The following is a 23,955-nucleotide window of genomic DNA, read 5'->3' as shown; positions in this document are numbered from 1 at the left end:
GACGCCGGCCCGAATTGCCGATGGGTTACGCGGGAAGCAGATCTTCCAGCGCCGGGCCTGCGATCCTGCGGAACGCACGCCGCGGGCGTGCCTGATCGAGCACGGCGACCTCGAGCGAGCTGACCTCGAGAACCTTTTTCTCACCGTCGGCGGAACCGCCTGCTGTCGCCCCGGAACCTGCGCCTGCACCGTCGGACAACGCCGCGACGGCGATCTTCACCGCAGAGGCGAGGTCGAGCCCGGGACGGTAGGACTCGCGCAGTGCCGTCACGATCGGCTCGGTCGTGCCGCCCATGACGACGAAATCCTGCTCGTCGACGATCGACCCGTCGTAGGTGATGCGATAAAGCTGCGTCGACGGGGCCTCGTCGGAATGAGAGACCTCGGCGACGCAGATCTCGACCTCGTACGGCTTCAACTGCTCCGTGAAGATCGTGCCGAGTGCCTGCGCGTACGTCTTGGCGAGCGAGCGGCCGGTGACGTCACGCCGGTCGTACGTGTAGCCCTTGGTGTCCGCGTGCAGAATGCCTGCCTTGCGGAGGCTCTCGAACTCGTTGTACTTGCCGACCGCCGCGAAACCGAGACGGTCGTACAGCTCGCTGACCTTGTGCAGCGCGGTCGAACGGTTCTCCGCAACGAACAGAACGCCGTCGGCGAACGTGAGAACGATGACGCTTCGGCCCCGTGCGATGCCCTTGCGCGCGAGCTCCGAGCGATCGCGCATGATCTGCTCGGCCGACGCGTAGTACGGCATGGTCATGACGCGGTCCCCCCTTGCGATGCGTGTCGGGCTTCGGCCGCGCGCTGCGCGATGACAGCCTGCGCCGCGTCCGCGATTCGAGATTCCGCCACCGGAGCGGCACCGACGCTGGTGACCGCCACGGCCGTGGGGTAGATCCCCCGCGTGACGTCGGGACCACCGGTTGCCGAATCGTCGTCCGCGGCGTCGAACAATGCCTCGACGACGGCAGCGAGGGCTGCATCCTCGGTGGCACCGGGCGTGTACAGCTTCTTGAGCGCTGCCTTGGCGAACAGGGAGCCCGACCCGACTGCGTGATATCCCGACTGCTCCTCGTACCGTCCACCCACGATGTCGTACGAGACGATGCGGCCCGCCTTCTCCGGCTCGTTGACGTCGATGTCGAAACCGACGAGAAGCGGGACGGCAGCCAGACCTTGCATCGCGGCACCCAGGTTGCTGCGCACCATCGAGGACAGCTTGTTGGCCTTGCCGTTGAACGTGAGCGGAACGCCCTCGATCTTCTCGTAATGCTCCAGTTCGACCGCGAACAGGCGTACCAGTTCGATCGCGATACCTGCTGTGCCTGCGATGCCCGCCGCCGAGTACTCGTCGGTGACGAACACCTTCTGCATGTCCCGATTCGCGATCAGGTTTCCCTGCGTCGCGCGCCGGTCTCCCGCGATGAGGACGCCACCGGCGAAGGTCACGGCGACGATGGTCGTGCCGTGCGGCGCAACGTCCGACATACCGTGGCCGGCCGCCGTCATACGGCCCTCGGGGAGCAGATGTGGTGCATGGTCGCGCAGGTAATCGGTGAACGACGAGTGATGAGAGCCGAACGACGGCAACAGATCACGCGGGGCGTGTCCGGCTGTGCGATCCTCCGTCACTGGCCGCCCTTCTGAACGTAGGCGCGAACGAAATCTTCAGCGTTCTCCTCGAGCACGTCGTCGATCTCGTCGAGAAGGTCGTCGGTCTCCTCCGCCAGCTTCTCGCGACGTTCCTGACCACCACCGGCCTCGCCTGGGACCTCGTCGTCGCCGTCGCCACCGCCAGAGCGCCGTGTCTGCTCCGTAGCCATAGTCGCCGACCTCCTTACGTATTCGCATCGATGTGCTCGGACCTTCACCCTACCGATTCGATACGCGCCAGGGGTGGCAAGACACAACGTCCGACGACTTCGAATACCGGGGACGGCGGCGCAGCCGCAGATCAGGTGGTCAGTTGCTCGACGAGTTCGGCGGCCGTTTCCGCGGTCTCCAGAAGTTCGCCGACGTGCGCCTTGCTGCCGCGCAGCGGCTCGAGCGTCGGGATTCGGACGAGCGAGTCGCCGCCCAGGTCGAAGATCACCGAATCCCAACTGGCAGCGGCGATGTCGGCCCCGAACTTGCGCAGAACCTCTCCGCGGAAATAGGCGCGCGTGTCCGCGGGCGGCGTCGACACGGCGTCGAGAACCTGCTGTTCGGTGACGAGCCGCTCCATCGAGCCGCGCGCCACGAGGCGGTTGTACAGGCCCTTGTCCAGGCGGACGTCGGAGTACTGCAGGTCGACGAGGTGCAGCCGGGGCGCCGACCAGCCGAGCCCTTCGCGCTGACGGAATCCCTCGAGCAACCGCAGCTTCGCAGGCCAGTCCAGCAGGTTCGCACACTCCATGGGATCGCGTTCGAGCAGATCGAGCACCATGGCCCACTTGTCCAGGATGTCGGCGACGCGGGGGTCGTCGTTGCCCTCACTGGCCACGAACTTCGCGACGCGCTGGTGGTAGATGCGCTGCAAGGCCAGACCCGTCAGTTCCCGCCCGTCGGCGAGTGCAACAGCCTGCCGCAGCGTCGGGTCGTGGCTGATCTGATGGACGGCCGTGACCGGACGAGCCAGCTGCAGGTCCGACAGGTCGACGCCCGCCTCGATGATGTCGAGGACGAGAGCCGTCGTGCCCACCTTGAGGTACGTCGCCATCTCGGCGAGGTTCGCGTCGCCGATGATGCAGTGCAGCCGGCGGTACTTGTCCGCGTCGGCGTGCGGCTCGTCGCGCGTGTTGATGATGCCGCGCTTCAGCGTGGTCTCGAGCCCCACCTCGACCTCGATGTAGTCTGCGCGCTGCGACAGCTGGAAACCGGCCTCGTCGCCCGACTGCCCGAGACCGACCCGTCCGGATCCCGTGATGACCTGGCGGGATGCGAAGAACGGTGACAGTCCGGCGATCACCGCGGAGAACGGCGTCTCTCGCGACATCAGGTAGTTCTCGTGCGTGCCGTACGACGCGCCCTTGCCGTCGACGTTGTTCTTGTAGAGCTGCAGACGCGGCGCTCCGGGAACACTCGACGCGTGGCGAGCGGCCGCCTCCATGACGCGTTCGCCCGCCTTGTCCCAGATGACGGCGTCGAGCGGGTCGCTCACCTCCGGTGCCGAATACTCGGGGTGGGCGTGGTCGACGTACAACCGTGCGCCGTTGGTCAGGATCATGTTGGCGGCGCCGACCTCGTCGGCGTCGATGACCGGGGCCGGCCCGCTGAAGCGACCCAGATCGAATCCGCGTGCGTCGCGCAAGGGTGACTCGACCTCGTAATCCCACCTGGTTCGCTTCGCACGCGGCACTCCGGCCGCCGCGGCGTACGCCAGCACGGCCTGGGTGGATGTCAGGATCGGGTTCGCCGTCGGTTCGCTCGGTGACGAAATTCCGTACTCGACCTCGATACCGATGATGCGCTGCATAATCTACGAGCCTAGGTGATGAACGCGACCGGCATCGAACCCAGGACCGTCGAACGGCCGAAAGCGTCGGGGCCGTTCGCACGATGTACGAACGGCCCCGACGAAGACCTCGGTTGCCTCACACGGCCCTTACAGGTACTGCCCCGTGTTGGACTCGGTGTCGATCGCGCGCGACGCACTCGCGTTCTTGCCGGTGACCAACGTGCGGATGTAGACGATGCGTTCGCCCTTCTTGCCGGAGATACGCGCCCAGTCGTCCGGGTTGGTGGTGTTCGGCAGGTCCTCGTTCTCGGCGAACTCGTCGACGATCGAGTCGAACAGGTGCTGCACCCGCAGACCCGGATTGCCCGATTCGAGAACCGACTTGATCGCGTACTTCTTCGACCTGTCGACGATGTTCTGGATCATCGCGCCCGAATTGAAGTCCTTGAAGTACAGAACTTCCTTGTCCCCGTTGGCGTACGTGACCTCGAGGAACCGGTTGTCGTCGCTCTCGGCGTACATACGGTCGACGACCCGCTCGATCATCGCGCGTACGCACGACGGCCGATCTCCGCCGAACTCGGCGAGGTCGTCGGCGTTGACCGGCAGCGAATCGGTCAGGTACTTCGAGAAGATGTCCTGTGCCGACTCCGCGTCGGGACGCTCGATCTTGATCTTCACGTCGAGACGGCCGGGGCGAAGGATGGCCGGATCGATCATGTCCTCGCGGTTGGACGCGCCGATGACGATGACGTTCTCGAGACCTTCCACGCCGTCGATCTCGGCGAGAAGCTGTGGCACGACCGTGGTTTCGACGTCGGAGGACACACCCGATCCGCGCGTGCGGAAGATGGAATCCATCTCGTCGAAGAACACGATGACCGGCGTTCCCTCGGACGCCTTCTCGCGCGCACGCTGAAAGATCATCCTGATGTGACGCTCGGTTTCACCGACGAACTTGTTGAGCAACTCGGGGCCCTTGATGTTCAGGAAGTACGACTTGGCTTCCTTGGCATCCTGGCCGCGCGCCTCGGCGATCTTCTTCGCAAGCGAGTTGGCGACGGCCTTGGCGATCAGCGTTTTACCGCATCCCGGCGGGCCGTACAGCAGCACACCCTTCGGAGGCCGAAGCGAGTACTCGTGGAACAGATCCTTGTGCAGGAACGGCAATTCCACCGCGTCACGAATCTGCTCGATCTGCCTTCCGAGGCCACCGATGTCCTCGTAGCCGACGTCGGGCACTTCCTCGAGCACGAGGTCCTCGACCTCCGCCTTGGGAACTCGTTCGAATGCGTAGCCCGCCTTCGTGTCCACGAGCAATGAATCGCCGGGCCGAAGCCTGCGCGACGGCTCGCCTGGATCGTCGGGGCCCTCGTCGTTGGCCATGTCGAACAACGGCTTGGCCAACCACACCACACGTTCCTCGTCCGCGTGACCGACCACCAACGCCCGCGAGCCGTCACCCAAGAGCTCGCGGAGCGTACTGATCTCACCGACCTGCTCGAACGAACCTGCCTCGACGATGGTCAGCGCTTCGTTCAGCCGGACGGTCTGCCCCGATGCGAGCGTGTCGGTCTCGATGTTCGGCGAACACGTCAACCGCATCTTGCGCCCCGACGTGAACACGTCGACGGTGTCGTCCTCGTGGACGGTCAACAGAATCCCGTAGCCGCTCGGCGGTTGTCCCAGGCGGTCGACCTCTTCGCGCAGCGCGATGAGTTGCTGGCGTGCCTCCTTGAGGGTGTCCATCAACTTCGAATTGCGCAGAGAAAGCGAGTCGACGCGCGCCTCGAGTTCGCGTACGTGTTCAGGCGATTCGCCCAGTTGGCCCAGCTGTCGACGCAGCGACGCAGCTTCGGCGCGCACGTTGTCGAGTTCCGCTCTGGCCGCGGCCGAATCCGGATTGTCTGTCGAGCTCATGAGCGACTCCTCCCAGTCCGATCAGTCAACGCTACCGGCACGGCGGCAAAAGTGCGTGTGGACACGATCCAGTGGTCTCGTATGCCCCGGTTCGAGCCGTCCGAACCCTGAGTCGCGTCATGTTAGCCTCGCCTGACCACCTGCGATTTCTGCATCTCGAGGGAGAGACGTCACCAGTGAAAATGTTCAAAGTCACAGCAGCGGTCGTGTCCGTCTCGGGGGCACTCCTGATCGCCGGGTGCAGCTCCGGCGACGACACCGATCACGCGGATCACACGACGACTGCCGCGGTGACCTCGGAGACCACTCGGTCCGCGGCGGGGAACGTCGCAGCTCCGACCGTCGACGAGTTGACCGCGTCGCTGAACCTGCTCGTCGACCCGCAGGTCGACGCGACGACCAAGGCCGCGACCGTGGAGAACGGTCAGGCTCGGCTGGCGAACCTCGAGCAGATGACGGCCGCCCTCGCGAACTACGGGGACATCACCTTCCAGGTCGACGAGCCGGCGGTCGAGGGCGAGACGGCGACCGCGCCGGTCACGATCGCGACCGCACGAGGCGCGACGGCTCCGACGCCGAACACGTGGGTACTGATCGACGGCAAGTGGAAGGTGTCCGACGCGAGTGCGTGCCAGATCCTCGCCATGGGACAGGCGCCCTGCGTATAGAACTCGGAGTCGATCGGCCGGTGCATGTGATCAGCCCTTGCCGGAGCGACGCTGCGGCTTGGGCGTCACCGTCCCCGCCGCAAGCTTTCGCGCGCTGACGAGGAAGGCCGTGTGCCCCTGCATCCGATGTTCGGGGCGCACGGCGAGGCCTACGACGTGCCATCCGCGCACGATCGATTCCCACGAGCGCGGCTCGGTCCAGCATTCCTGCTCGCGCAGGGCCTCCACGACGCGGGACAGCTGCGTGACGGTCGCGACGTAGACGATGAGCACGCCGCCCGGGACCAACACGTCGGCGACGGTGGGCAGCGCGTCCCACGGAGCCAGCATGTCGAGAACGACGCGGTCGACGGTCTCCCCGGGCCGGTCGTCGGCGAACCGGCTGATGTCCGCGACGGTGAGTTCCCAGTTGTCGGGCCGCTCACCGAAGAACGTCTCGACGTTCTTGACCGCGTAGTCGGCGTGATCCTGGCGGATCTCGTACGAGATGACGGTGCCGCTCGGTCCGACGGCGCGAAGCAGCGAGCACGTGAGCGCTCCCGACCCTGCACCGGCTTCCAGCACGCGAGCCCCGGGGAACACGTCCCCTTCGTGCACGATCTGCGCCGCATCCTTCGGGTAGATCACCTGCGCGCCGCGCGGCATCGAGAGCACGTAGTCGGTCAGCAGCGGACGAAGAGCGAGGTACGGCGTGCCGTTCACCGACGTGACGACGCTGCCCTCGTCGGCGCCGATCAGCGCGTCGTGCGTGATGCCGCCGCGGTGGGTGTGGAACTCCTTGCCCGCGTCGAGAACGACGGTGTAGTGACGTCCCTTGCCGTCCGTGAGCTGAACGCGGTCACCGACACGGAACGGGCCGCTGCGCGCCGGACCGGTGTGGTGCGCGAGACTCTCGTCATGGGACTGGATCTCGTCGTGTGACTGAATCTCGAGGTGGGACTGGGTCTCGTCCGAAGACATGCTCTCGTCCGAAGACACAGCAGTTCTCTCTTTCGTCGGTGCTCGCGGAGGTCGTGTCGCCTCCGAAGTGGACGACGACTCGACCGACCAGATTACGTGCCTCCACGATCGTGTCGGACGACGGGCTTAGTCTGCGTGGTGTGAGTATCACCGATTCGCTGCCGATGGAGCTCTCCGTCGGATCGACTGCCCCGGACGCGACGGACCCTTCTCGACGGAGCAGGCCCGCACTGTCACCCTCGCGCGCCAACGACTTCAAACAGTGCCCGCTGCTGTACCGCTTCCGTGCGGTCGATCGCATCCCGGAGAAGTCGACCACCGCTCAGGTCAAGGGAACCGTCGTTCACGCAGCACTGGAAGCACTGTACGGAATGCCAAGCGCGACAAGAGATTCGGCGACGGCAGTCGAGCTCGTCGACCCAGCGTGGGAACGCGTCGTCGCCGAGTCTCCGGAGATTGCGGATCTGCTCACTCCTGACGAACGTGCCACGTTGCTCGACCAAGCACGAGCACTCGTCAGCGGTTACTACGAGATGGAGGATCCCACTCGGTTCGAACCCGAGTCGTGCGAACAGCGCGTCGAGATCGAGCTCGCCGACGGCACTCCCCTGCGCGGTTTCATCGACCGGATCGACGTCGCGCCCAACGGCATGGTTCGCGTCGTCGACTACAAGACCGGCCGTGCGCCCAGCGGATTCACCGAGGCCAAGGCGCTGTTCCAGATGAAGTTCTACGCGCTCGTGATCATGCGGATGCGCGGCATCGTTCCTGCGCAGCTCAAGCTGATGTATCTCGCGGACAAGAAGTCGTTGACGTACGCCCCCGACGAGGGCGAGTTGCTGCGCTTCGAGCGCATGCTGTCCGCGATCTGGAAGGCGATCGTGACCGCGGGCGAGACCGGCGATTTCCAACCCCGTCGCGGAACACTGTGCAAGTGGTGCGATCACCAGCCGCTGTGCCCGGAGTTCGGCGGAACCCCGCCTGCGTACCCCGGTTGGCCTGCCGGAGGCGACCGATGACACCGAGTCCAGCGACCGCCGACGCGTTCTACGTTCCGCTCGGCCCGAACGAGCGCGGACACGAGGTGTTCCGCGCCACCGATCGAACCGTCAGCCTGTGGGCACCCACGATGCAGCACGGCGCGCCCCCGTCTGCTCTGCTGGTCCGAGCGCTGGGGCGCGTCTCCCCTCGTCTCGACATGCAGCTCACGCGGGTCGTCGTCGAGCTACTCGGCCCAGTTCCCATCGCAGACATCGAAGTTCGCGCGTGGATGGAGCGCCCCGGGTCGTCCATCGAACTCGTCGTCGCCGAGCTGTGGGCGCGTACGAGTTCCGGTGTCGACCGAGCCGTCGCCAGAGGAACGGCGTGGCGCATGGCGAGCGCGGACACGGCCGCCGTCTCGTCCGCCGCAGACACGCCGCTGAAACCGTTGTCCGAGGCCGTTGTTCACACCTGGGGCGGCACCTGGAAGTCCGGTTACCTCGACAACGTCGAGATGCGCGCGCTCACCGAGTTCGGCGTCGACGGGCCCGGTCAGGTGTGGGCACGTCCGAAACCCGCTCTCGTGGAGGGCGAATCGATGACTCCGATGGAGCGCTTGTTCTCGATCGCGGACATCGCCAACGGGATCGGTGCCAAGATCGACATCGACCGATGGACGTTCCTCAACACCGATCTCACCGTGCACGTGTTTCGCGAACCGGTCGGTGACTGGGTGGGCGTGTCCGCCGAAACATCCACCGGCCCCGGCGGATTCGCGATGTCCGCAGGAGTGCTCCACGACGAACGCGGGCCCGTCGGGCGGATCGCTCAGACGGTGCTGGTACGACCTCGGTGAGGTATCGACGTTCCGGTGATCAGAACGCTCGACAGGACCTGATGTCCGACGCCAGAATCGCTTTCGCGCCGAGCTCGGCGAGATCGTCCATGACGGAATTGTGGGCCTTGCGAGAGACCATGGCCCGCACCGCAATCCAGTTCTCGTCGGCCATCGGCGACAACGTCGGCGATTCGATTCCCGGCGTGATCTTCACTGCCTCGTCGAGAATGGCCTTCGGGCAGTCGTAATCCAACATCAGGTACTGCTGCGCGAACACGACACCTTGAATGCGGGCGATCAGCTGCTTCCGAGTTCGGTCGCTGCTGTCGCTGCCGTCCGTTCCGTCGCTGCCTGCTCGTTCGATCAGCACACCCTCGGAATCGCACAACGACTCACCGAATGCGACGAGATTGTTCTGCCGCAGCGAGCGACCGGATTCGACGACGTCGGCAATCGCGTCGGCGACACCCAGTTGAATGGAGATCTCGACGGCACCGTCGAGCCGGATGACCGTCGCCTCCATTCCACGCGCTGCGAGGTCGGCCTTCACCAGATTGGGGTACGACGTCGCGATGCGGAGGCCGGCGAGGTCGTCGGTGGACCAGTCCTTGCCCTGTGGTCCGGCGTAACGGAAGGTCGAACGCCCGAATCCGAGAGACAGAAGTTCGTCGACGGGAGCTCCCGAGTCGAGCGCGAGATCGCGGCCGGTGATGCCCAGGTCGAGCTGGCCGGAACCGACGTAGATCGCGATGTCCTTGGGGCGGAGAAAGAAGAATTCGACGCCGTTGGCGGGGTCGAGGACGGTGAGGTCCTTGGAGTCGCTTCGACGCCGGTAGCCGGCTTCCTTGAGAATCTCTGCGGCGGATTCGGAGAGAGCACCCTTGTTGGGAACTGCTACGCGCAACATGACGATGTCCTTATGTGAGAGAAGTCCGATGGAGGAGAACCTGCTCACAGATGTCGGTAGACATCCTCCAGCTTCAGCCCGCGACCCACCATCAACACCTGAACCCAGTACAGCAGCTGGGAGATCTCCTCGGCCAGCGCGTCGTCGCCCTCGTGTTCGGCGGCGATCCAGACCTCGCCCGCTTCCTCGATGATCTTCTTCCCTTGAGCGTGCACACCTGCATCCAACGCGGCCACGGTGCCGGAACCCTCGGGACGGGTGGCGGCACGGTCGGTGAGCTCGGCGAACAGTGAGTCGAAGGTCTTCACGGTGGATGATTCTTTCATGACGCTGGATTCGTGACGCGGCCGACGCCTCTCATCACTGTTCACGCCGGTCGTGCGTCGCGCCACGCCGACCGAAATCCTTCAGCGGTGAGTCCCACCAACGACTCGCGGACGACGTAACCCGGCCGCGCGTCCACCGACACCTCGGACGGCACGAGCAGCACCGAACAGCCTGCCCGATGCGCCGAGAGCGATCCCGTCGGCGAATCCTCCACTGCCAGACACGACGACGGTTCGAGACCCAGCAGCGACGCCCCGCGAAGGTACGGCGCAGGGTGCGGCTTACCTTCCTCGACTTCGTCTCCGCTCACGGTGAAGTCGAAGTATTCGCGACCGATCGTCTCCAACGCGTTCTCGACGAGGCCGCGTTCGGTGTTGGTGACGAGCGCGGTCTTCAGGTCCATGTCGCGGGCCAGCTGCAGCGCATCCTTGGCACCCGGTCGCCACGGGATGCCTTCTGCGAACAGAGTTCCGACGCGGTCGGTCAGCCAGTCGCGTCCGCGCTTCAACGATTCGTCGGTGACCTCGGTGCCGGTATGCGCGAACACCTTCGTCAGCGCGCCGCGCATCGAGTTGCCGAGGGTGCTCTCACGGACCTCGGCCGTCAGCTCACGGCCCAGCTCGAGCGACAGCTCGGCCACCGCGACGTCCCAGATCTTCTCCGAGTCGAGCAGTGTGCCGTCCATGTCCCACAGAACAGCGAGCAGAGTGTTCTCAGACATTGAAGTACTTGGCCTCCGGGTGGTGAAGCACGAATGCGTCGGTCGATTGTTCGGGATGCAGCTGCAGCTCTTCGGACAGCTTGACGCCGATTCGCTCCGGTTCGAGCAGAGCCGCCAGCTTGATGCGATCCTCCAGGTCGGGGCACGCGCCGTAGCCGAACGAGTAACGCGCGCCACGGTATTCGAGCTTGAAGAACCCTTCCGGGTTCGTCGGGTCGTCGGCCGCGACACTGGTCCCGCCTGCCAACTTCAACTCCTCGCGGACGCGGCGGTGCCAGTACTCGGCGAGCGCTTCGGTGAGTTGTACTCCGATGCCGTGCACTTCGAGGTAATCCCGGTACGAATCCGACGCGAACAGCTGATTCGCAAAGTCCGCGATCGGCTGGCCCATCGTCACGAGGTTCATCGGAAGCACGTCGACCTGCCCTCGCTCGCGCGCCGATTCGCGCGAACGGACGAAATCGGCGACACACAGGAACCGGTCACGCTGCTGGCGGGGGAACGAGAAGCGGAATCGCTCCGGTGCGTCGGGCTCGGGTTCGGTGAGCACGACGACGTCGTCGCCCTCGGAAACCGCTGGGAAGTACCCGTACACGAGCGCCGCGTGCGCCAGGATGCCGTCGGTGCTGAGGCGGTCGAGCCAGTAGCGCAGGCGCGGTTTACCTTCCGACTCGACGAGATCCTCGTACGTCGCGCCCTCACCCTTGCGTGCGCCCCGCAGACCCCACTGGCCGAGGAACAGTGCCCGCTCGTCGAGTAGACCGGCGTACTCGGTCAGCGAGACACCCTTGACGATGCGCGTGCCCCAGAACGGCGGCACCGGCACCTCGATGTCGGCCGCAACGTCGGAACGATCCGGCACGACGACGGGAGTCTCGGCCGCCTTTCGCTGCTCGGCGATTCGACGCGAACGCTCGTGGCGCGCCTTGCGCTCCTCGGCTTTCGCCTTGGCCTCCAACGCTTCCGGGCTGTCGGGCGCAGGGCCTCCACCACGCTTCGTGGTCATGATGGTGTCCATCAGGCGCAGACCCTCGAACGCATCGCGTGCGTAGTGGACCTCGCCCTCGTACACGTCCTGAAGATCGTTCTCCACGTAGGACCGCGTCAGTGCCGCGCCGCCCAGCAGCACCGGGAACTTCTCGGCGACTCCCTTGTTGTTGAGTTCGATCAGGTTGTCCTTCATGACGACCGTCGACTTCACGAGCAGACCGGACATGCCGATGACGTCGGCACGCTTGTCGAGCGCAGCTTCGAGGATGGTCGAAATCGGCTGCTTGATACCGAGATTGACGACCTCGTAGCCGTTGTTGCTCAAAATGATGTCGACGAGGTTCTTGCCGATGTCGTGCACGTCGCCCTTGACGGTACCGAGCACGATGCGCCCCTTGCCGTCGTCGTCCGTCGCCTCCATGTGCGGTTCGAGATACGCCACCGCAGCTTTCATGACCTCGGCCGACGCGAGCACGAACGGCAGCTGCATCTGACCGGAGCCGAACAGTTCGCCGACGGTCTTCATTCCGGACAGGAGGGTCTCGTTGATGATCTCGAGCGGCGGCTTCTCGGTCATCGCAGCATCGAGATCCGCGTCGAGACCGTTGCGCTCGCCATCGACGATGCGACGTTCGAGTCGCTCGAACAACGGCAGGCGCGCCAATTCCTCGGCGCGAGACTCGCGGGCGGATGCGGCCGACACTCCCTCGAACAGCTGCATGAGCTTCTGCAGCGGGTCGTAGTCGTCGGTGCGCCGGTCGTACACGAGATCGAGAGCCGTCTCGCGTTGCTCGTCCGGAATCTTGTTCATGGGCAGAATCTTCGACGCGTGCACGATGGCCGTGTCGAGGCCCGCTTCGGTGCACTCGTGCAGGAAGACCGAGTTGAGCACCTGCCGTGCAGCGGGATTCAGGCCGAACGAGATGTTCGACAGACCCAGCGTCGTGTGCACGTTCGGATACTTCGCCTTGAGTTGCCGGATGGCTTCGATGGTCTCGATGCCGTCGCGTCGGACCTCCTCCTGGCCGGTCGAGATGGGGAACGTCAGCGTGTCGACGATGATGTCCTCGTGGCTCAGACCCCAGTTGGTCGTGATGTCCTCGATCAGTCGGTCGGCGACGCGCACCTTCCACTCGGCAGTACGAGCCTGACCCTCCTCGTCGATGGTCAGCGCAACGACCGCGGCACCGTGTTCCTTCACCAGCGTCATGATCTTGTGAAAGCGGGAGTCGGGACCGTCTCCGTCCTCGTAGTTCACCGAGTTGACCGCGCTGCGCCCGCCCAGGTGCTCCAAGCCTGCCTGCAGCACCGCAGGCTCGGTCGAGTCGAGCATGATCGGCAGCGTGGACGCCGTCGCGAGACGTGACGCGAGCGCGGCCATGTCGGCGGCGCCGTCGCGGCCGACGTAGTCGACGTTGAGGTCGAGCATGTGGGCGCCGTCGCGGGTCTGATCCTTGGCGATGTCGAGGCACTTCTCGTAGTCCTCGGCGATCATCGCCTCACGGAAGGCCTTGGATCCGTTGGAGTTGGTGCGCTCGCCGATCATCAGGATGCTGGCGTCCTGTTCGAACGGAACGGCCGTGTACAGCGACGACACACCGGGCTCCGGGGCGGGCACGCGGTCGGCCTTGGTCACACCGTGCACGAGGTCTGCGACCTGACGAATGTGCTCGGGCGTCGTACCGCAGCAGCCGCCGACGAGCGACAGGCCGTACTCGCTGACGAACGAACCGAGAGCCGTCGCCAGCTCAGGTGCCGTCAGCGGGTATTCGGCGCCGTTCGCGCCCAGCGTCGGCAGGCCGGCGTTCGGCATGACCGACACGGGAAGCGTCGAGTGCTTCGACAGGTGACGCAGGTGCTCGCTCATCTCGGCGGGACCCGTCGCACAGTTGAGACCGATCATGTCGATGCCGAGCGGCTCCAACGCGGTCAACGCTGCGCCGATCTCGCTGCCGACCAGCATCGCTCCGGTGGTCTCGACCGTGACGTGGGTGATGATCGGGATACGGACGCCGAGCTTGTCCATCGCGTTCTGGCTGCCGATGATGGCCGCCTTGACCTGGAGCAGATCCTGGCAGGTCTCCACCAGGATCGCGTCGGCGCCTCCGTCGATCATGCCGAGCGCTGCCTCGGTGTACGCGTCGCGGAGCGAGGCGAACGGCGCGTGACCCAGGGTGGGCAGCTTCGTGCCCGGACCCATGGATCCGAGGACGAACCGGTCCATGCCGTCGCGTCCCTTGCCCATCTCGTCGGCGGTCTCACGGGCGAGACGGGTGCCCTTCTCGGCGAGGTCGCGGATGCGGTCGGCGATGTCGTAGTCGGCGAGGTTCGGCAGATTGCAGCCGAACGTGTTGGTCTCCACCGCGTCGGCACCTGCCGCGAAGTACGCCCGGTGGATTTCGCGCAACACGTCCGGGCGGGTCTCGTTCAGGATCTCGTTGCAGCCTTCGAGACCCAGGAAATCGTCGAGCGTCAGATTCGCGTCCTGCAACATCGTTCCCATAGCGCCGTCGCCGATCACAACGCGAGAACGAATCGCATCCAGCAGGCCGGTTCTATGTAGCGCAGGCATCCCTACAGAGTAGAGGGCAAGGCGCCGCGGCCACGACAGCGCTGCCTGGTCGTAGTCTGTCGTGGTGAGTCCCCGAAACCGCGACGGCAACTTTCCCGCCGACAACGACGACAACATCGACGCAGAGCGCGACAAATCGGACAGCGCAGCCGAAACGCTACTGGATGCGGTCTCCACCGCTGTGTCGAACGCAACACCGTTTTCGCCGGTTTCCGAGCTCGTCGACGACGACGAGATGCCGCTGCCGACGCTGCGCGACCCGATTCTGGTGGCTGCGTTCGAAGGCTGGAACGACGCGGGCGACGCCGCGAGCGGTGCCGTCGAACACCTGGAACTGATCTGGGACGCGAGTCCGCTCGCGGAGCTCGACTCCGAGGATTACTACGACTACCAGGTCAACCGACCGACCATCAGGCAGGTCGACGGCGTCACCCGCGAGATCCAGTGGCCGTCGACGCGTCTGTCGGTGTGTTCTCCCCCCGGAAGCGCCCGCGACATCGTTCTGCTGCGCGGTATCGAGCCGAACATGCGGTGGCGTAGCTTCTGCGACGACCTGTTGGAGTTCATCGAGCAGCTCGGCGTCGACACCGTCGTCATCCTCGGCGCGCTCCTGGCCGACACGCCGCACACCCGCCCTGTTCCCGTCACCGGAAGCGCGCACAGCGTGGAGGCGGCCGAACGGTTCAATCTCGAACAGACCCGCTACGAAGGTCCGACCGGCATCACCGGAGTTCTGCAGGACGAGTGCGTCAAGGCAGGCGTACCCGCCGTGTCGTTCTGGGCCGCGGTTCCCCACTACGTCTCGCAGCCGCCCAACCCGAAGGCAACGGTTGCGTTGCTCCAGCGTGTCGAGGAAGTACTCGACATCGAGGTGCCGCTCGGCGAGCTCCCCACCCAGGCAGAGGATTGGGAGGAAGCCGTCACCGAGATGACGAAGGAGGACGAGGAGATCAGCGAGTACGTCCGCAGCCTTGAGGAGCGCGGCGACGCCGAGGTCGACATCACCGACGCCATCTCCAAGATCGACGGTGACGCCATCGCCGCCGAGTTCGAACGCTATCTCCGTCGGCGGGGTCCCGGCAGCTTCGGTCTGTGACGGGTACTCGACCCCAGGACAGACCTCGATCCGAACGTCTTCGCGTCGCTGCGCTGTACTCGGGAGGCTTTCTCGGCCCGTTCGGCGGCGCACTGGTCGCGTCGATGCTTCCCGAGATGGGTGACTCGCTCGGTGTCTCCACCGGGTCCGCGTCGTCGTCGTTGACGGCGTATCTGCTGCCGTTCGCGCTGACGATGCTCGTGTCGGGCACGCTCGGCGCCAGGTGGGGACGCCTGCGCACGGTCCGGATCGCCTACGGCGTGTACACACTCGCGTCCATCGTCTGCGCGCTGGCGCCGACGCTCCAGATTCTGCTCGCGGCGCGAGTGGTGCAGGGATGCGGAAACGCGTTCACGACGCCTCTGCTGCTCGCAACCCTCGCGGCGGCGACCCCTCGTGAACGTCTCGGCCGAGTTCTCGGGACGTTCGGCGCGCTGCAGGCGGCAGGGCAGACGAGTGCGCCGCTCGTCGGTGGGGTGGCTGCACAGTTCGACTGGCGCTACGCGTTCGTCGTGCTGGCGGTGGTGTCGGCGGTTCTCGGTCTCGTCGGCCTGCCGCGCACGGATGACGCGACGTCGGCAGCGCCGCGCGAACGGCTCCGCGACGCACTGCGCCCGCATGTGGTGCGTATCGGGTTGGTCGCGCTGCTCGGGTGGGGCGCGCTGGGTGGGCTGAACTTCATGCTCGCGTATCGCGCCGAGGACGTGTTCGGCTTGAATGCGCCCCAGCGCGGTGTGCTGCTCACCGTCTTCGGGCTGACCGGCATCCTGACGGCGCGGGCGGTCGGTCGGTTGATCGACCGTCTCGGCTCGGGCCGAACCGTCGTCATCGGCGCTGTCGCGGGTGCTGCTCTCGTCGCCGTAGCCGGAACAGCTCCGGCGCTGTGGGCCGTCGGAGTCGCGTGGGCACTGGCGGGCGTGGCATCGCAATTCGTGCTCGTCGGCGTGAACGCCGCAGTACTCGGCGGTGGGGCGAATCGGGGCGGCGCGGTATCGGTGGTTCAGGCCTTCCGCTTCTCGGGCGCCGCCCTCGCGCCACTCGCACTGACGCCGCTCTACCTCGTACACCCTGCAGCCGGATTCCTGGTCCCCGCACTTCTTCTCGCGGTGGTGGCGCCGATTGCGATGCCACGGGCCGCGCCCCCTGACAGGGGGTCCACGCCGGCTGTGAGTTCTTCCTGAGTCGACGCCCGGCCAGCTACCTGCGCGGGAAGGAGCGATCGGACGTCTCGCTTGTCCGCGCAGGTTCCAGCCAGCGCGCACGTTGCAACCCGCGCAGCTGCTGCAACCTGCGCGGACATGACGTCCGCTGCGAAATTCCCGCGAATCCGTCGACGGGTGGGAGTCGCCTCGGCAGCTGATTGCACGAGAACGAACGTCACGTGTTTTCGCTCCCACACGCGCACCCCCTACCCTGTTCCAGTGAGCGATTCGGGTGACGACAACGCACGTGCGATGGGCGCGGCGACGTTTCTGCAGGAAGATCGCCTCAAACTGTTCGCGTTCACCGTGGCAGAGAAGCGGCACGAGTACCTCTGGGTGCTGCGCGCGTTCGACATCGCCCGTGCCAACTACGTCGTTCTCCTGCACGCCGCCGACATCGCCGACACCCTGGCCAGGAATGCGCCGGACGATGCGCAGCTGCGCGCGTCGGAAATCGGGCCGTTGCTCGAACAGCTGCATTCCTGGGAGCTCCTCGAACGCAGCTACGACGGCTCACGCGCCGCGACGCTCGCCGAGTACCGCAACCGCCACTTCGTCTATCAGTTCAGTCAGGCCGGCTACAAGGCGTTCCGTGCCGTCGAGGACGTGCTGGGCGCCCGCCTGGACGACGCGTCGCTCTCGCGGCTCGTGCTCCCCGAACTCCTGGCCGACATGCACGAACTCGCCGACGCGAACCGTCAGGCCGACGGCGACCTGATCTACCGCAAACTGTCGCGGCTCGACTCGACTCTGTCGGAGATGGCGACGCGTGCCGCCCACTTCTACCTCGTGCTCGGTGACCTGGTGCGCACCACCGAGATCACTCCCGAGTCGTTTCTCGTGCACAAGGACGCGCTGCTGACGCACATGCGTGAGTTCAGCTCGGACCTGACGCGCTACGCGCCCAAGTTGGCCGAGGCGATCGGCGTCGTCGAGGCCACCGGCATCGACGCGTTGATCGACCGTGCTGCGGTCAGCGACGAGCGAGTGTTCCTGACGGTCGACGAACGCCGCGCCGACTGGCGTGCCCGGTGGTCCGGCCTGTCGCACTGGTTCGTCGCGGCGGAATCCCAGCTCAGCGAATCCGAACGACTGCGCGAAGGCACGATGAGCGCCATCGCGGCAGTTCTGTCGCTTCTGCGCCGCGTCACCGAGACGCGGAAGGGCGGCGTCAGCCGCGAGAGCCAGCTACGTCACCTTGCCGGGTGGTTCGCCAACAGTCCGACCGAGGACAGCGCGCACGCGCTGTTCCATGCGGTGTTCGGGCTCGGACGCCCCCGACACCTGTCGATGGTGCATCCCGATGCGGACATCATCCCGACGTCGCGAAGCTGGTGGGATGCTCCCCCCGTCGAGATCTCCCGGACGCTCGCCGAAACCGGCAGGACGCCGTCGCCCGGTGTCCCCGGCCGGTTGCAACGCAACGACGGCAGTATTCGACGCCTCCGCGAGCGCCAGTTGGAAGCCCAGCGCTCACGCAGCGTCGCGGCGCAGTCGCTGGCGACGGCAGGTGTCTTCGAACGCACCCTCGACGAGGAGGAAACCGAGGTCTTGTTGAGCTTGCTCAATGCCGCCCTGACCGCACGCGTGAAGGTCAGCGGTCGAACGTCGGGATCCACGGGGTCCGACAGCGGCGTCAAGCTGACGCTGAGCGACAGCCCGACGTCCACTGTCGTCCGAACAGCAAGGGGCAGACTGCATCTCGACCGACTCACGCTCGACGTCGCAGAGGTGACGCGTCGATGAGGGCACGCGACATCCCCACTCTCGCACTCGATTCCTATCAGCGTGCAGCGCGGGTAGCGCTCGCCAACCATCTCGTGACGACGACCTTTCCCGACCGGATCGCCCTCCCTCTGCTCCGACGCTGGGCGACCGAACTGCGCGAGGACCTGCTCGAACTCTTCGGGTATCGACTCGAGGTCACCGAAACCACCGCCCGGCTGTTTCCCGTGCTCGACGCGCTCGACCCGACTCAGCCGGCGCGCACGGCGTCGGATCGGGTGTTCGATCGGCGACGGTACGCGTACCTGGCGCTGGCGCTGGCAGCTCTCGGTCGAGCGGGAAACCAGATCACGTTGTCCGAATTGGCCGATCACGTTGCCGGAGAAGCAGCTCAGGTCGACGGCGTCGAACTGGCAACCGACCGCGCCTCGGACCGCGATGCGTTCGTCGACGCCGTGGGCTGGCTCGGTACTCGCGGCGCAATCTCGCTCGCAGACGGCGATGCAGGCGGTTGGGCGAACAACCCTGCATCCGGTGAGGCGCTCTACGACATCGAGCGGTCCGTCGTCGTCGCCATGTTCCGGCCCCCGCGTGCGATTCAGCACCTCCGATCGGTCACCGGCCTGCTGGCGGGGTCGGACGTCGTCACGATGGAGGACGACGACACCCCGGTCCGCTCCGATCCGAAGGAGACCATTCGACAGGTGCGACGGTTGCTGGTGGAACGGCCCGTCGTCTATTTCGACGACCTGGATCGTGACGAGCGTTCGGCGCTCGCAGCCGACCGGACCGTCGCCGACGTCGAATTGCTCACCGGGTTGGTGTCCGAACGGCGCGCCGAGGGCGTCGCACTGATCGACACGTCAGGACGGTTGTCGGACATACGTTTTCCGAGTACCGGCACCATCGCCCAGGTCGCATTGCTGCTTGCGGGCGAGATGTCGGATCGGGTCGTCGATCCGGACGCCGACGAGTTGGCCACGCACACGATGCCGGACGACTCGGATCTGATCGACCGCCTCGACGCCGCGATCCCCGGTGGCGGCGTCTTCGACGATCTGGCCGAGTTCGGTTCCGCAACACTGGCTTCGAAGGACGACACGGAGGCCGCGACCTACCCGTTCCTCGAGAACAGCTGGCTCGCACGCGTTGTCGCCGACCTGATCGAACGCTTCGGGAAGACGTTCGCCGCGCAATGGCAGGCGGACCCCGATGGACTGCGCGAACGCGCGATCGCGATGCTCGACCGACTTCGCTTGGTGCGCAGCGTGTCCGGCGGAGTGCTCGTGCTCCCCGCGATCGCCCGCTACCGCGACGTCATGGTGAACGTGCGCGAGCGCACGCCCCAGGACTCCCTCTTCGACAACTCGAACTCAGCAGAAACCGAGGCGCACTAGATGACAGCACACACACAGCGCTTCCGCCCCACCCGCGCGGGCATCATCAACCTGTGGGACTACCGCGACCAGGAGTTCTCCTTCGCCGACGGGCGACTGGTGTTGCGCGGACCGAACGGTTCGGGTAAGACCAAGGCACTCGAGGTGCTCTTCCCCTTCGTGCTCGACGGACGTATCGAACCGCGCAGGCTGAATCCGTTCGCCGGTGAGGAACGCACGATGAAGTCCAACCTCCTGTACCGCGGACAGGAGAGTGCGCACTCATACGTCTGGATGGAGTTCGGGCGCGGTTCGACGGACGATCCCGAGTCGGTGACCGTCGGCATCGGCATGCGCGCCACCAAGTCGAACGACAAGGTCACGCGGTGGTACTTCGTCGCGGACGGCCGTGTGGGCGTCGACTTCTCGCTGATCGGTTCCGACGATCGCCCGCTGACCAAGAAGCAGCTCGCCGAGCAGCTGGGCACCGATGCGCTGACCGATCGCCCGGTGGACTACCGCGCTGCGATCGACGCCCGCATGTTCGGACTCGGTGCGCAGCGCTACGACCAGCTGATCAACCTGATCCTTACGCTGCGTCGGCCACAGCTCGCGAAGAATCTCGACCCGAAGGGCCTGTCGCAAGCGCTGACCGACGGTCTGCGTCCGCTCGACGAACAACTCGTTCTCGAAGCCGCACGATCGTTCAGTGACATGGAAGAGGTCGGCCGCGCCCTCGAAGGGCTCGCCCAAGCCGATCAAGCCGCGAAGAGCTTCGTCTCCGTCTACTCCAAATACCTTCGTGTGCAGGCACGTTCGGACATCGAGACGGTGACGCGCCGCCTCGAAGCCGTCACGCACGCAACGACGGCGCACTTCGCTGCCGCAGCGCTGAAGGAACGACGCCTCGGCGAACGCGAAGCGGCCGAGAAGCGGTTCGACGACGCCGAGCGTGCACTGGACCAGGCTGTCGCCGACCGCGAGACGTTGCAGCGCTCGAGCGCCTACGAGGGCAAACAGCAGCTGGACGATCTCGCCGAGTCCGCCGAGAAGCTCGCCGTGTCCGCGAAGACCCAGACCGATCGTGCACGAGGCGCCCAGGCCGAACTCGAGAAACGGTCCGCGGACGCGACCCGAGCAGAGACCGCGCTGCGCGACTCCGTCGCAGCACTCGGTCGGGCGGAGGACGACCTTCAGGCGGCAGCCGAAGACGCGGGCATCGTGTGGACGCCGTTGCCGTCGGGTTCGCGTAGCGACCAGTTCACCACCGCACTTCGTGGCCACGCCGAGGAACGTGACGGCGACGTCCGCGCTGTGCGCGAGGCGCTGAGTACCGTCGAGAAGGCGGCGACCGAACGGGCACGGGCCGACAAGAGCAGTGCTCGTGCACGCGAACTTCTCGACGCGGCGCGCGCTGCCGTCACCGAGGCCGAAGCCGCCGTCGAACTGGCACGGGCCCAGTTCGCGTCGGGACTTCGCTCGTGGTGGTCGGAGCACTCGACGCTGTACGCGTCGGCCGACATCGGTGTCACGGCGTTCGAACAGCTCGACGCCGCCGTGCCGCACATCGGCGACGACGACGCACCGAGCCTCGACGCCGTGCTCTCCGACGCGTCGGCGGACGGTCTGGAGTCGGTGCGTGCACGACGGGCGCAGGCGTCGATGACAGCCACAGCGCTGTCGGAGGAACTGGCGTCCATGCGATCCGAGCGCGACACGATCAGCGCGGAGCACGACGACGCTCCCCCGCCGTTCGCGGCCCGCATCAGCTCGCGCGACGGGCTCGTCGGCGCGCCGCTGTGGCAACTCGTCCGGTTCGCCGACGGGGTCGACCCAGCCGATGCGGCGGGCGTGGAAGCGGCGCTGCAGGCGGCGAACCTGCTCGACGGGTGGGTCTCGGCGTCGGACGCGCCGACGTCGCTCGAATCCGACCAGTTCCTGGTCGCGATACCCGAGACCGATCGCCCGCGTGGTTCGACGCTGGCGGACGTTCTCGAGGTGGAGCCGAATACGGATGTTCCCGAAGGGGTGGTCCGCGCGATTCTGGAGTCGGTCGCCCTCCGCCGCGACGGCGCGCCCGAGAACTCGGCGGTGTCCGTCGGCGTCGACGGCCGGTTCTGGCAGGGCGTACAGCAGGGCCGTCACGTCAAGAGCGACGCGGAGTACATCGGAGCCACGGCACGCGCACGGCGTCGCGCCGCTCGTATCGCCGAGCTCGACGGGTCGATCGTGTCCACCGAGGCCGCGCTGACCGCCGCCCAGGACACCGAGCGCGCGGCCGGTGAACTCCTCCGAGACTTGGCCACGGCCGCCAAGAAGCTGCCGAGAGTGGCGGCCATCGCCAAGGCGCAGAAGTCCGTCACCGAGGCTGCCGGTGCGCTGCGCACGTCGCAGGGTGCGTCGACGGCGGCCGACCGCGAACTCGACCAGGCGATCGCCGAACTGTCCGCCCGCGAGAAGCATCTGCGAACCACCGCCGTCGCGCACCGCACCCCGCACACCGCTCGGGACGTGGACTCGCTCGCCGCGGCGATTCGGCATTTCGAGAACCAAGGTGCGCTCGTCCTGCGCCGCCGCGGCGACAACGTGCGCGAAGCGGAACGCCAGCGGGAAGCGCAGAACCGTCTGGAAGAAGCAACGGGTCTCGCCGAGGAACTCGCCGAGGAAGCGGCGATCGCCGAGGAGAACCATCACCAGCAGGTACAGCGTCTCGAGCTTCTGCGTGAGAATCTCGGTGCCACCGCCGACCAGATCGACGCCGATCTCGAGCAGGCGCGCGAGCGTATCGAGAAGTGCAAGGTGGAACAGCGTGCTGCCCGCAAGGCCGACAAGGAGGCAGGTGAGGCGATCGGCAAGGCCGAGGGCGCGTGCAACACCGCCCAGGAGAGCTTGCGGGCAGCACTGACCGAAACACTCGGCGACGCAAACCGTCTCGCACCCTACGCACGCAAGGATCTGCTCACGATTCTCGGCGTGGACGAGGTCTACGCGTGGCCGGCCAGCGACTCGGCGTGGCTCACCGTCGATCAGATTCTGTACCGCATCCAGCACGCCTCCGGCCCGGACGAGGAGATCCAGGTTCTGCCACCGGTGGTGCACCGGATGCATCGGGCGCTCGACGCAGCGACTTCGTCGGTGAGGGCGAGCGATTCGTACCGCAAGAGCACGCGGACCGCGCTGACCGGGGCATTACAGGAGTTCGATTCGCAACTCGCCGGGTCCGGCCAGGACTACCGACTGCAGTGGGACGCGCCGGACGGCTTGACCGTCGTCCGCGTCCAGGACGAGCAGGGGTACTCGTCGGTCGGCGAATTCGCCGAACGGATCGCCGATGCACGGTCGAACCAGGAGCTGCTGCTCACCGAGCACGAGCGACGCATCCTCGAGGATGCTCTTCTCACCGGATTGGCGCAGCAGATCCACGAACGGACCGTCGACGCCCGCGAGCTGATCGCGCAGATGTCGACCGAGATGAAGCAGAGAAAGATGTCGTCGGGCAACACGATCGGCGTGCACTGGGTACTGGCCGACAATCTCGACGACGGCGCCCGGGCGATCTCGAAGCTGCTCGACCGCGACGCGTCGGCACTGAATGCGGACGATCTCGCGACGATGCGTGCCCATTTCGCGTCGGAGATTCGGATCGCACGTGCCGCGCACCCCGAGCGTTCCTATCCGGAGATTCTCGCTACGACGCTCGACTATCGACGTTGGCGCGTGTTCTCGTTCTCACTGATCCGCGGCGACGGGACGGAGGACCGTCTGACGGTGGCCCGTCACAGTGCACTGTCCGGCGGTGAGCAGTCGGTGTCGCTGCACCTGCCGCTGTTCGCCGCTGCCCACGTCATGCTGTCGTCGGCCGACCCGCATTCGCCGCGACTGCTCGCGCTCGACGAGGCGTTCGCCGGTGTCGACGACAACGGCCGAAGCGAATTGCTCGGTCTCAGTGTTCAATTCGATCTCGACCTGTTCATGACCGGGTACGACCTGTGGATCACGTACTCCCATGTCCCCGGCTGCGCGCACTACGATCTCGCGCACTCGACCGCCGAGAACACCGTCAGCGCCGCCCTTCTGGTGTGGGACAACGGAGAGCTCTTCGCCGAGCACGACGGCACGGATCTCGCTGCGGCACTGGGTTCCCCGCTGACGCGTCGGGTTCCGACGCGTGCCGAGGGAGGGCTCGAGTTCGCTCGCTGACGCCCGAGAACCCCGTGCGCCGACCCAGCGCACGGG

18 protein-coding genes are annotated in these 23,955 nt (G+C 66.2%); 8 read left to right on the top strand and 10 right to left on the bottom strand.

Going from position 1 to position 23,955, the window contains the following annotated elements:
- Positions 1-25: 25 nt before the first annotated feature.
- The 5 genes from prcA to arc all read right to left on the bottom strand — a co-directional run bounded on the left by prcA (position 26) and on the right by arc (position 5,356).
- Positions 26-760, bottom strand: a complete 735-nt coding sequence (gene prcA, locus HQ354_RS03115; protein ID WP_068424133.1) for a proteasome subunit alpha — start codon at positions 758-760, stop codon at positions 26-28.
- Complete coding sequence (prcB, locus tag HQ354_RS03110) at positions 757-1,632, bottom strand: proteasome subunit beta (protein WP_068424135.1); 876 nt, start codon at positions 1,630-1,632, stop codon at positions 757-759. The genes prcA and prcB overlap by 4 nt, the downstream gene beginning before the upstream one ends.
- A complete protein-coding gene (locus HQ354_RS03105) occupies positions 1,629-1,823 on the bottom strand; it encodes a ubiquitin-like protein Pup (protein ID WP_068424137.1) in 195 nt (64 codons plus the stop codon). The genes prcB and HQ354_RS03105 overlap by 4 nt, the downstream gene beginning before the upstream one ends.
- 131 nt (positions 1,824-1,954) lie before the next feature.
- The gene (gene dop, locus HQ354_RS03100; protein WP_068424139.1) at positions 1,955-3,454 is read right to left on the bottom strand and encodes a depupylase/deamidase Dop; all 1,500 of its coding nucleotides are present in this window, start codon (positions 3,452-3,454) and stop codon (positions 1,955-1,957) included.
- A gap of 129 nt (positions 3,455-3,583) precedes the next feature.
- The gene (arc, locus tag HQ354_RS03095) at positions 3,584-5,356 is read right to left on the bottom strand and encodes a proteasome ATPase (RefSeq protein WP_222634147.1); all 1,773 of its coding nucleotides are present in this window, start codon (positions 5,354-5,356) and stop codon (positions 3,584-3,586) included.
- 182 nt (positions 5,357-5,538) lie between these two features.
- On the opposite strand from arc, the gene HQ354_RS03090 reads away from it, so the two are divergent.
- The gene (locus HQ354_RS03090; RefSeq protein ID WP_222634233.1) at positions 5,539-6,024 is read left to right on the top strand and encodes a hypothetical protein; all 486 of its coding nucleotides are present in this window, start codon (positions 5,539-5,541) and stop codon (positions 6,022-6,024) included.
- A gap of 30 nt (positions 6,025-6,054) precedes the next feature.
- On the opposite strand, the gene HQ354_RS03085 is transcribed toward HQ354_RS03090, so the two are convergent.
- Complete coding sequence (locus HQ354_RS03085; RefSeq protein WP_222634146.1) at positions 6,055-6,984, bottom strand: tRNA (adenine-N1)-methyltransferase; 930 nt, start codon at positions 6,982-6,984, stop codon at positions 6,055-6,057.
- 164 nt (positions 6,985-7,148) lie between these two features.
- Between HQ354_RS03085 and HQ354_RS03080 the strand changes: the two genes are divergently transcribed.
- Both HQ354_RS03080 and HQ354_RS03075 read left to right on the top strand, forming a co-directional pair.
- A complete protein-coding gene (locus HQ354_RS03080) occupies positions 7,149-8,003 on the top strand; it encodes a RecB family exonuclease (RefSeq protein WP_222634232.1) in 855 nt (284 codons plus the stop codon).
- Positions 8,000-8,821, top strand: coding sequence for a thioesterase family protein (locus HQ354_RS03075; RefSeq protein WP_222634145.1), 822 nt, complete (start codon positions 8,000-8,002; stop codon positions 8,819-8,821). Before HQ354_RS03080 ends, HQ354_RS03075 begins: the two co-directional genes overlap by 4 nt.
- A 19-nt stretch (positions 8,822-8,840) precedes the next feature.
- Here HQ354_RS03075 and hisG read toward each other — a convergent pair whose 3' ends face one another.
- The 4 genes from hisG to metH are packed head-to-tail and all read right to left on the bottom strand — an operon-like array spanning position 8,841 to position 14,320.
- The gene (hisG, locus tag HQ354_RS03070) at positions 8,841-9,710 is read right to left on the bottom strand and encodes an ATP phosphoribosyltransferase (RefSeq protein WP_222634144.1); all 870 of its coding nucleotides are present in this window, start codon (positions 9,708-9,710) and stop codon (positions 8,841-8,843) included.
- Positions 9,711-9,754: 44 nt separating this feature from the next.
- Complete coding sequence (locus HQ354_RS03065; protein WP_174551393.1) at positions 9,755-10,036, bottom strand: phosphoribosyl-ATP diphosphatase; 282 nt, start codon at positions 10,034-10,036, stop codon at positions 9,755-9,757.
- A gap of 41 nt (positions 10,037-10,077) precedes the next feature.
- A complete protein-coding gene (locus HQ354_RS03060) occupies positions 10,078-10,758 on the bottom strand; it encodes an HAD family phosphatase (RefSeq protein ID WP_222634143.1) in 681 nt (226 codons plus the stop codon).
- On the bottom strand, positions 10,751-14,320 hold the full coding sequence (metH, locus tag HQ354_RS03055; protein WP_222634142.1) for a methionine synthase: 3,570 nt from the start codon (positions 14,318-14,320) through the stop codon (positions 10,751-10,753). Before metH ends, HQ354_RS03060 begins: the two co-directional genes overlap by 8 nt.
- Positions 14,321-14,555: 235 nt before the next feature.
- On the opposite strand from metH, the gene HQ354_RS03050 reads away from it, so the two are divergent.
- The 5 genes from HQ354_RS03050 (at position 14,556) to HQ354_RS03030 (ending at position 23,919) form a co-directional block, all read left to right on the top strand.
- Positions 14,556-15,416 (top strand): PAC2 family protein, encoded by an 861-nt coding sequence (locus HQ354_RS03050; RefSeq protein ID WP_114329706.1) that lies wholly within the window; start codon positions 14,556-14,558, stop codon positions 15,414-15,416.
- Positions 15,413-16,597 (top strand): MFS transporter, encoded by a 1,185-nt coding sequence (locus tag HQ354_RS03045; RefSeq protein ID WP_068424155.1) that lies wholly within the window; start codon positions 15,413-15,415, stop codon positions 16,595-16,597. Before HQ354_RS03050 ends, HQ354_RS03045 begins: the two co-directional genes overlap by 4 nt.
- Positions 16,598-16,870: 273 nt before the next feature.
- A complete protein-coding gene (locus HQ354_RS03040) occupies positions 16,871-18,364 on the top strand; it encodes a TIGR02677 family protein (protein ID WP_222634231.1) in 1,494 nt (497 codons plus the stop codon).
- Positions 18,361-19,740, top strand: coding sequence for a TIGR02678 family protein (locus HQ354_RS03035; RefSeq protein ID WP_222634141.1), 1,380 nt, complete (start codon positions 18,361-18,363; stop codon positions 19,738-19,740). Before HQ354_RS03040 ends, HQ354_RS03035 begins: the two co-directional genes overlap by 4 nt.
- Complete coding sequence (locus tag HQ354_RS03030) at positions 19,741-23,919, top strand: TIGR02680 family protein (RefSeq protein ID WP_222634140.1); 4,179 nt, start codon at positions 19,741-19,743, stop codon at positions 23,917-23,919. It begins immediately after the preceding gene.
- The last annotated feature ends 36 nt before the right edge of the window (positions 23,920-23,955 follow it).

This window comes from Rhodococcus sp. BP-261, assembly GCF_019835205.1.
Lineage (GTDB): Bacteria > Actinomycetota > Actinomycetes > Mycobacteriales > Mycobacteriaceae > Rhodococcoides > Rhodococcoides kyotonensis_B.
Note: the sequence above shows the minus strand (reverse complement) of the source record. Positions and strands in the feature narration are given on the sequence as shown.

Coding starts and splice junctions, on each gene's coding strand:
- prcA (WP_068424133.1), bottom strand. CDS start 760: ATGACCATGCCGTACTACGCGTCGGCCGAGCAGATCATGCGCGATCGC.
- HQ354_RS03105 (WP_068424137.1), bottom strand. CDS start 1,823: ATGGCTACGGAGCAGACACGGCGCTCTGGCGGTGGCGACGGCGACGAC.
- dop (WP_068424139.1), bottom strand. CDS start 3,454: ATGCAGCGCATCATCGGTATCGAGGTCGAGTACGGAATTTCGTCACCG.
- arc (WP_222634147.1), bottom strand. CDS start 5,356: ATGAGCTCGACAGACAATCCGGATTCGGCCGCGGCCAGAGCGGAACTC.
- HQ354_RS03090 (WP_222634233.1), top strand. CDS start 5,539: ATGTTCAAAGTCACAGCAGCGGTCGTGTCCGTCTCGGGGGCACTCCTG.
- HQ354_RS03085 (WP_222634146.1), bottom strand. CDS start 6,984: ATGTCTTCGGACGAGACCCAGTCCCACCTCGAGATTCAGTCACACGAC.
- HQ354_RS03080 (WP_222634232.1), top strand. CDS start 7,149: ATGGAGCTCTCCGTCGGATCGACTGCCCCGGACGCGACGGACCCTTCT.
- HQ354_RS03075 (WP_222634145.1), top strand. CDS start 8,000: ATGACACCGAGTCCAGCGACCGCCGACGCGTTCTACGTTCCGCTCGGC.
- hisG (WP_222634144.1), bottom strand. CDS start 9,710: ATGTTGCGCGTAGCAGTTCCCAACAAGGGTGCTCTCTCCGAATCCGCC.
- HQ354_RS03065 (WP_174551393.1), bottom strand. CDS start 10,036: ATGAAAGAATCATCCACCGTGAAGACCTTCGACTCACTGTTCGCCGAG.
- HQ354_RS03060 (WP_222634143.1), bottom strand. CDS start 10,758: ATGTCTGAGAACACTCTGCTCGCTGTTCTGTGGGACATGGACGGCACA.
- metH (WP_222634142.1), bottom strand. CDS start 14,320: ATGCCTGCGCTACATAGAACCGGCCTGCTGGATGCGATTCGTTCTCGC.
- HQ354_RS03050 (WP_114329706.1), top strand. CDS start 14,556: ATGCCGCTGCCGACGCTGCGCGACCCGATTCTGGTGGCTGCGTTCGAA.
- HQ354_RS03040 (WP_222634231.1), top strand. CDS start 16,871: ATGGGCGCGGCGACGTTTCTGCAGGAAGATCGCCTCAAACTGTTCGCG.
- HQ354_RS03035 (WP_222634141.1), top strand. CDS start 18,361: ATGAGGGCACGCGACATCCCCACTCTCGCACTCGATTCCTATCAGCGT.
- HQ354_RS03030 (WP_222634140.1), top strand. CDS start 19,741: ATGACAGCACACACACAGCGCTTCCGCCCCACCCGCGCGGGCATCATC.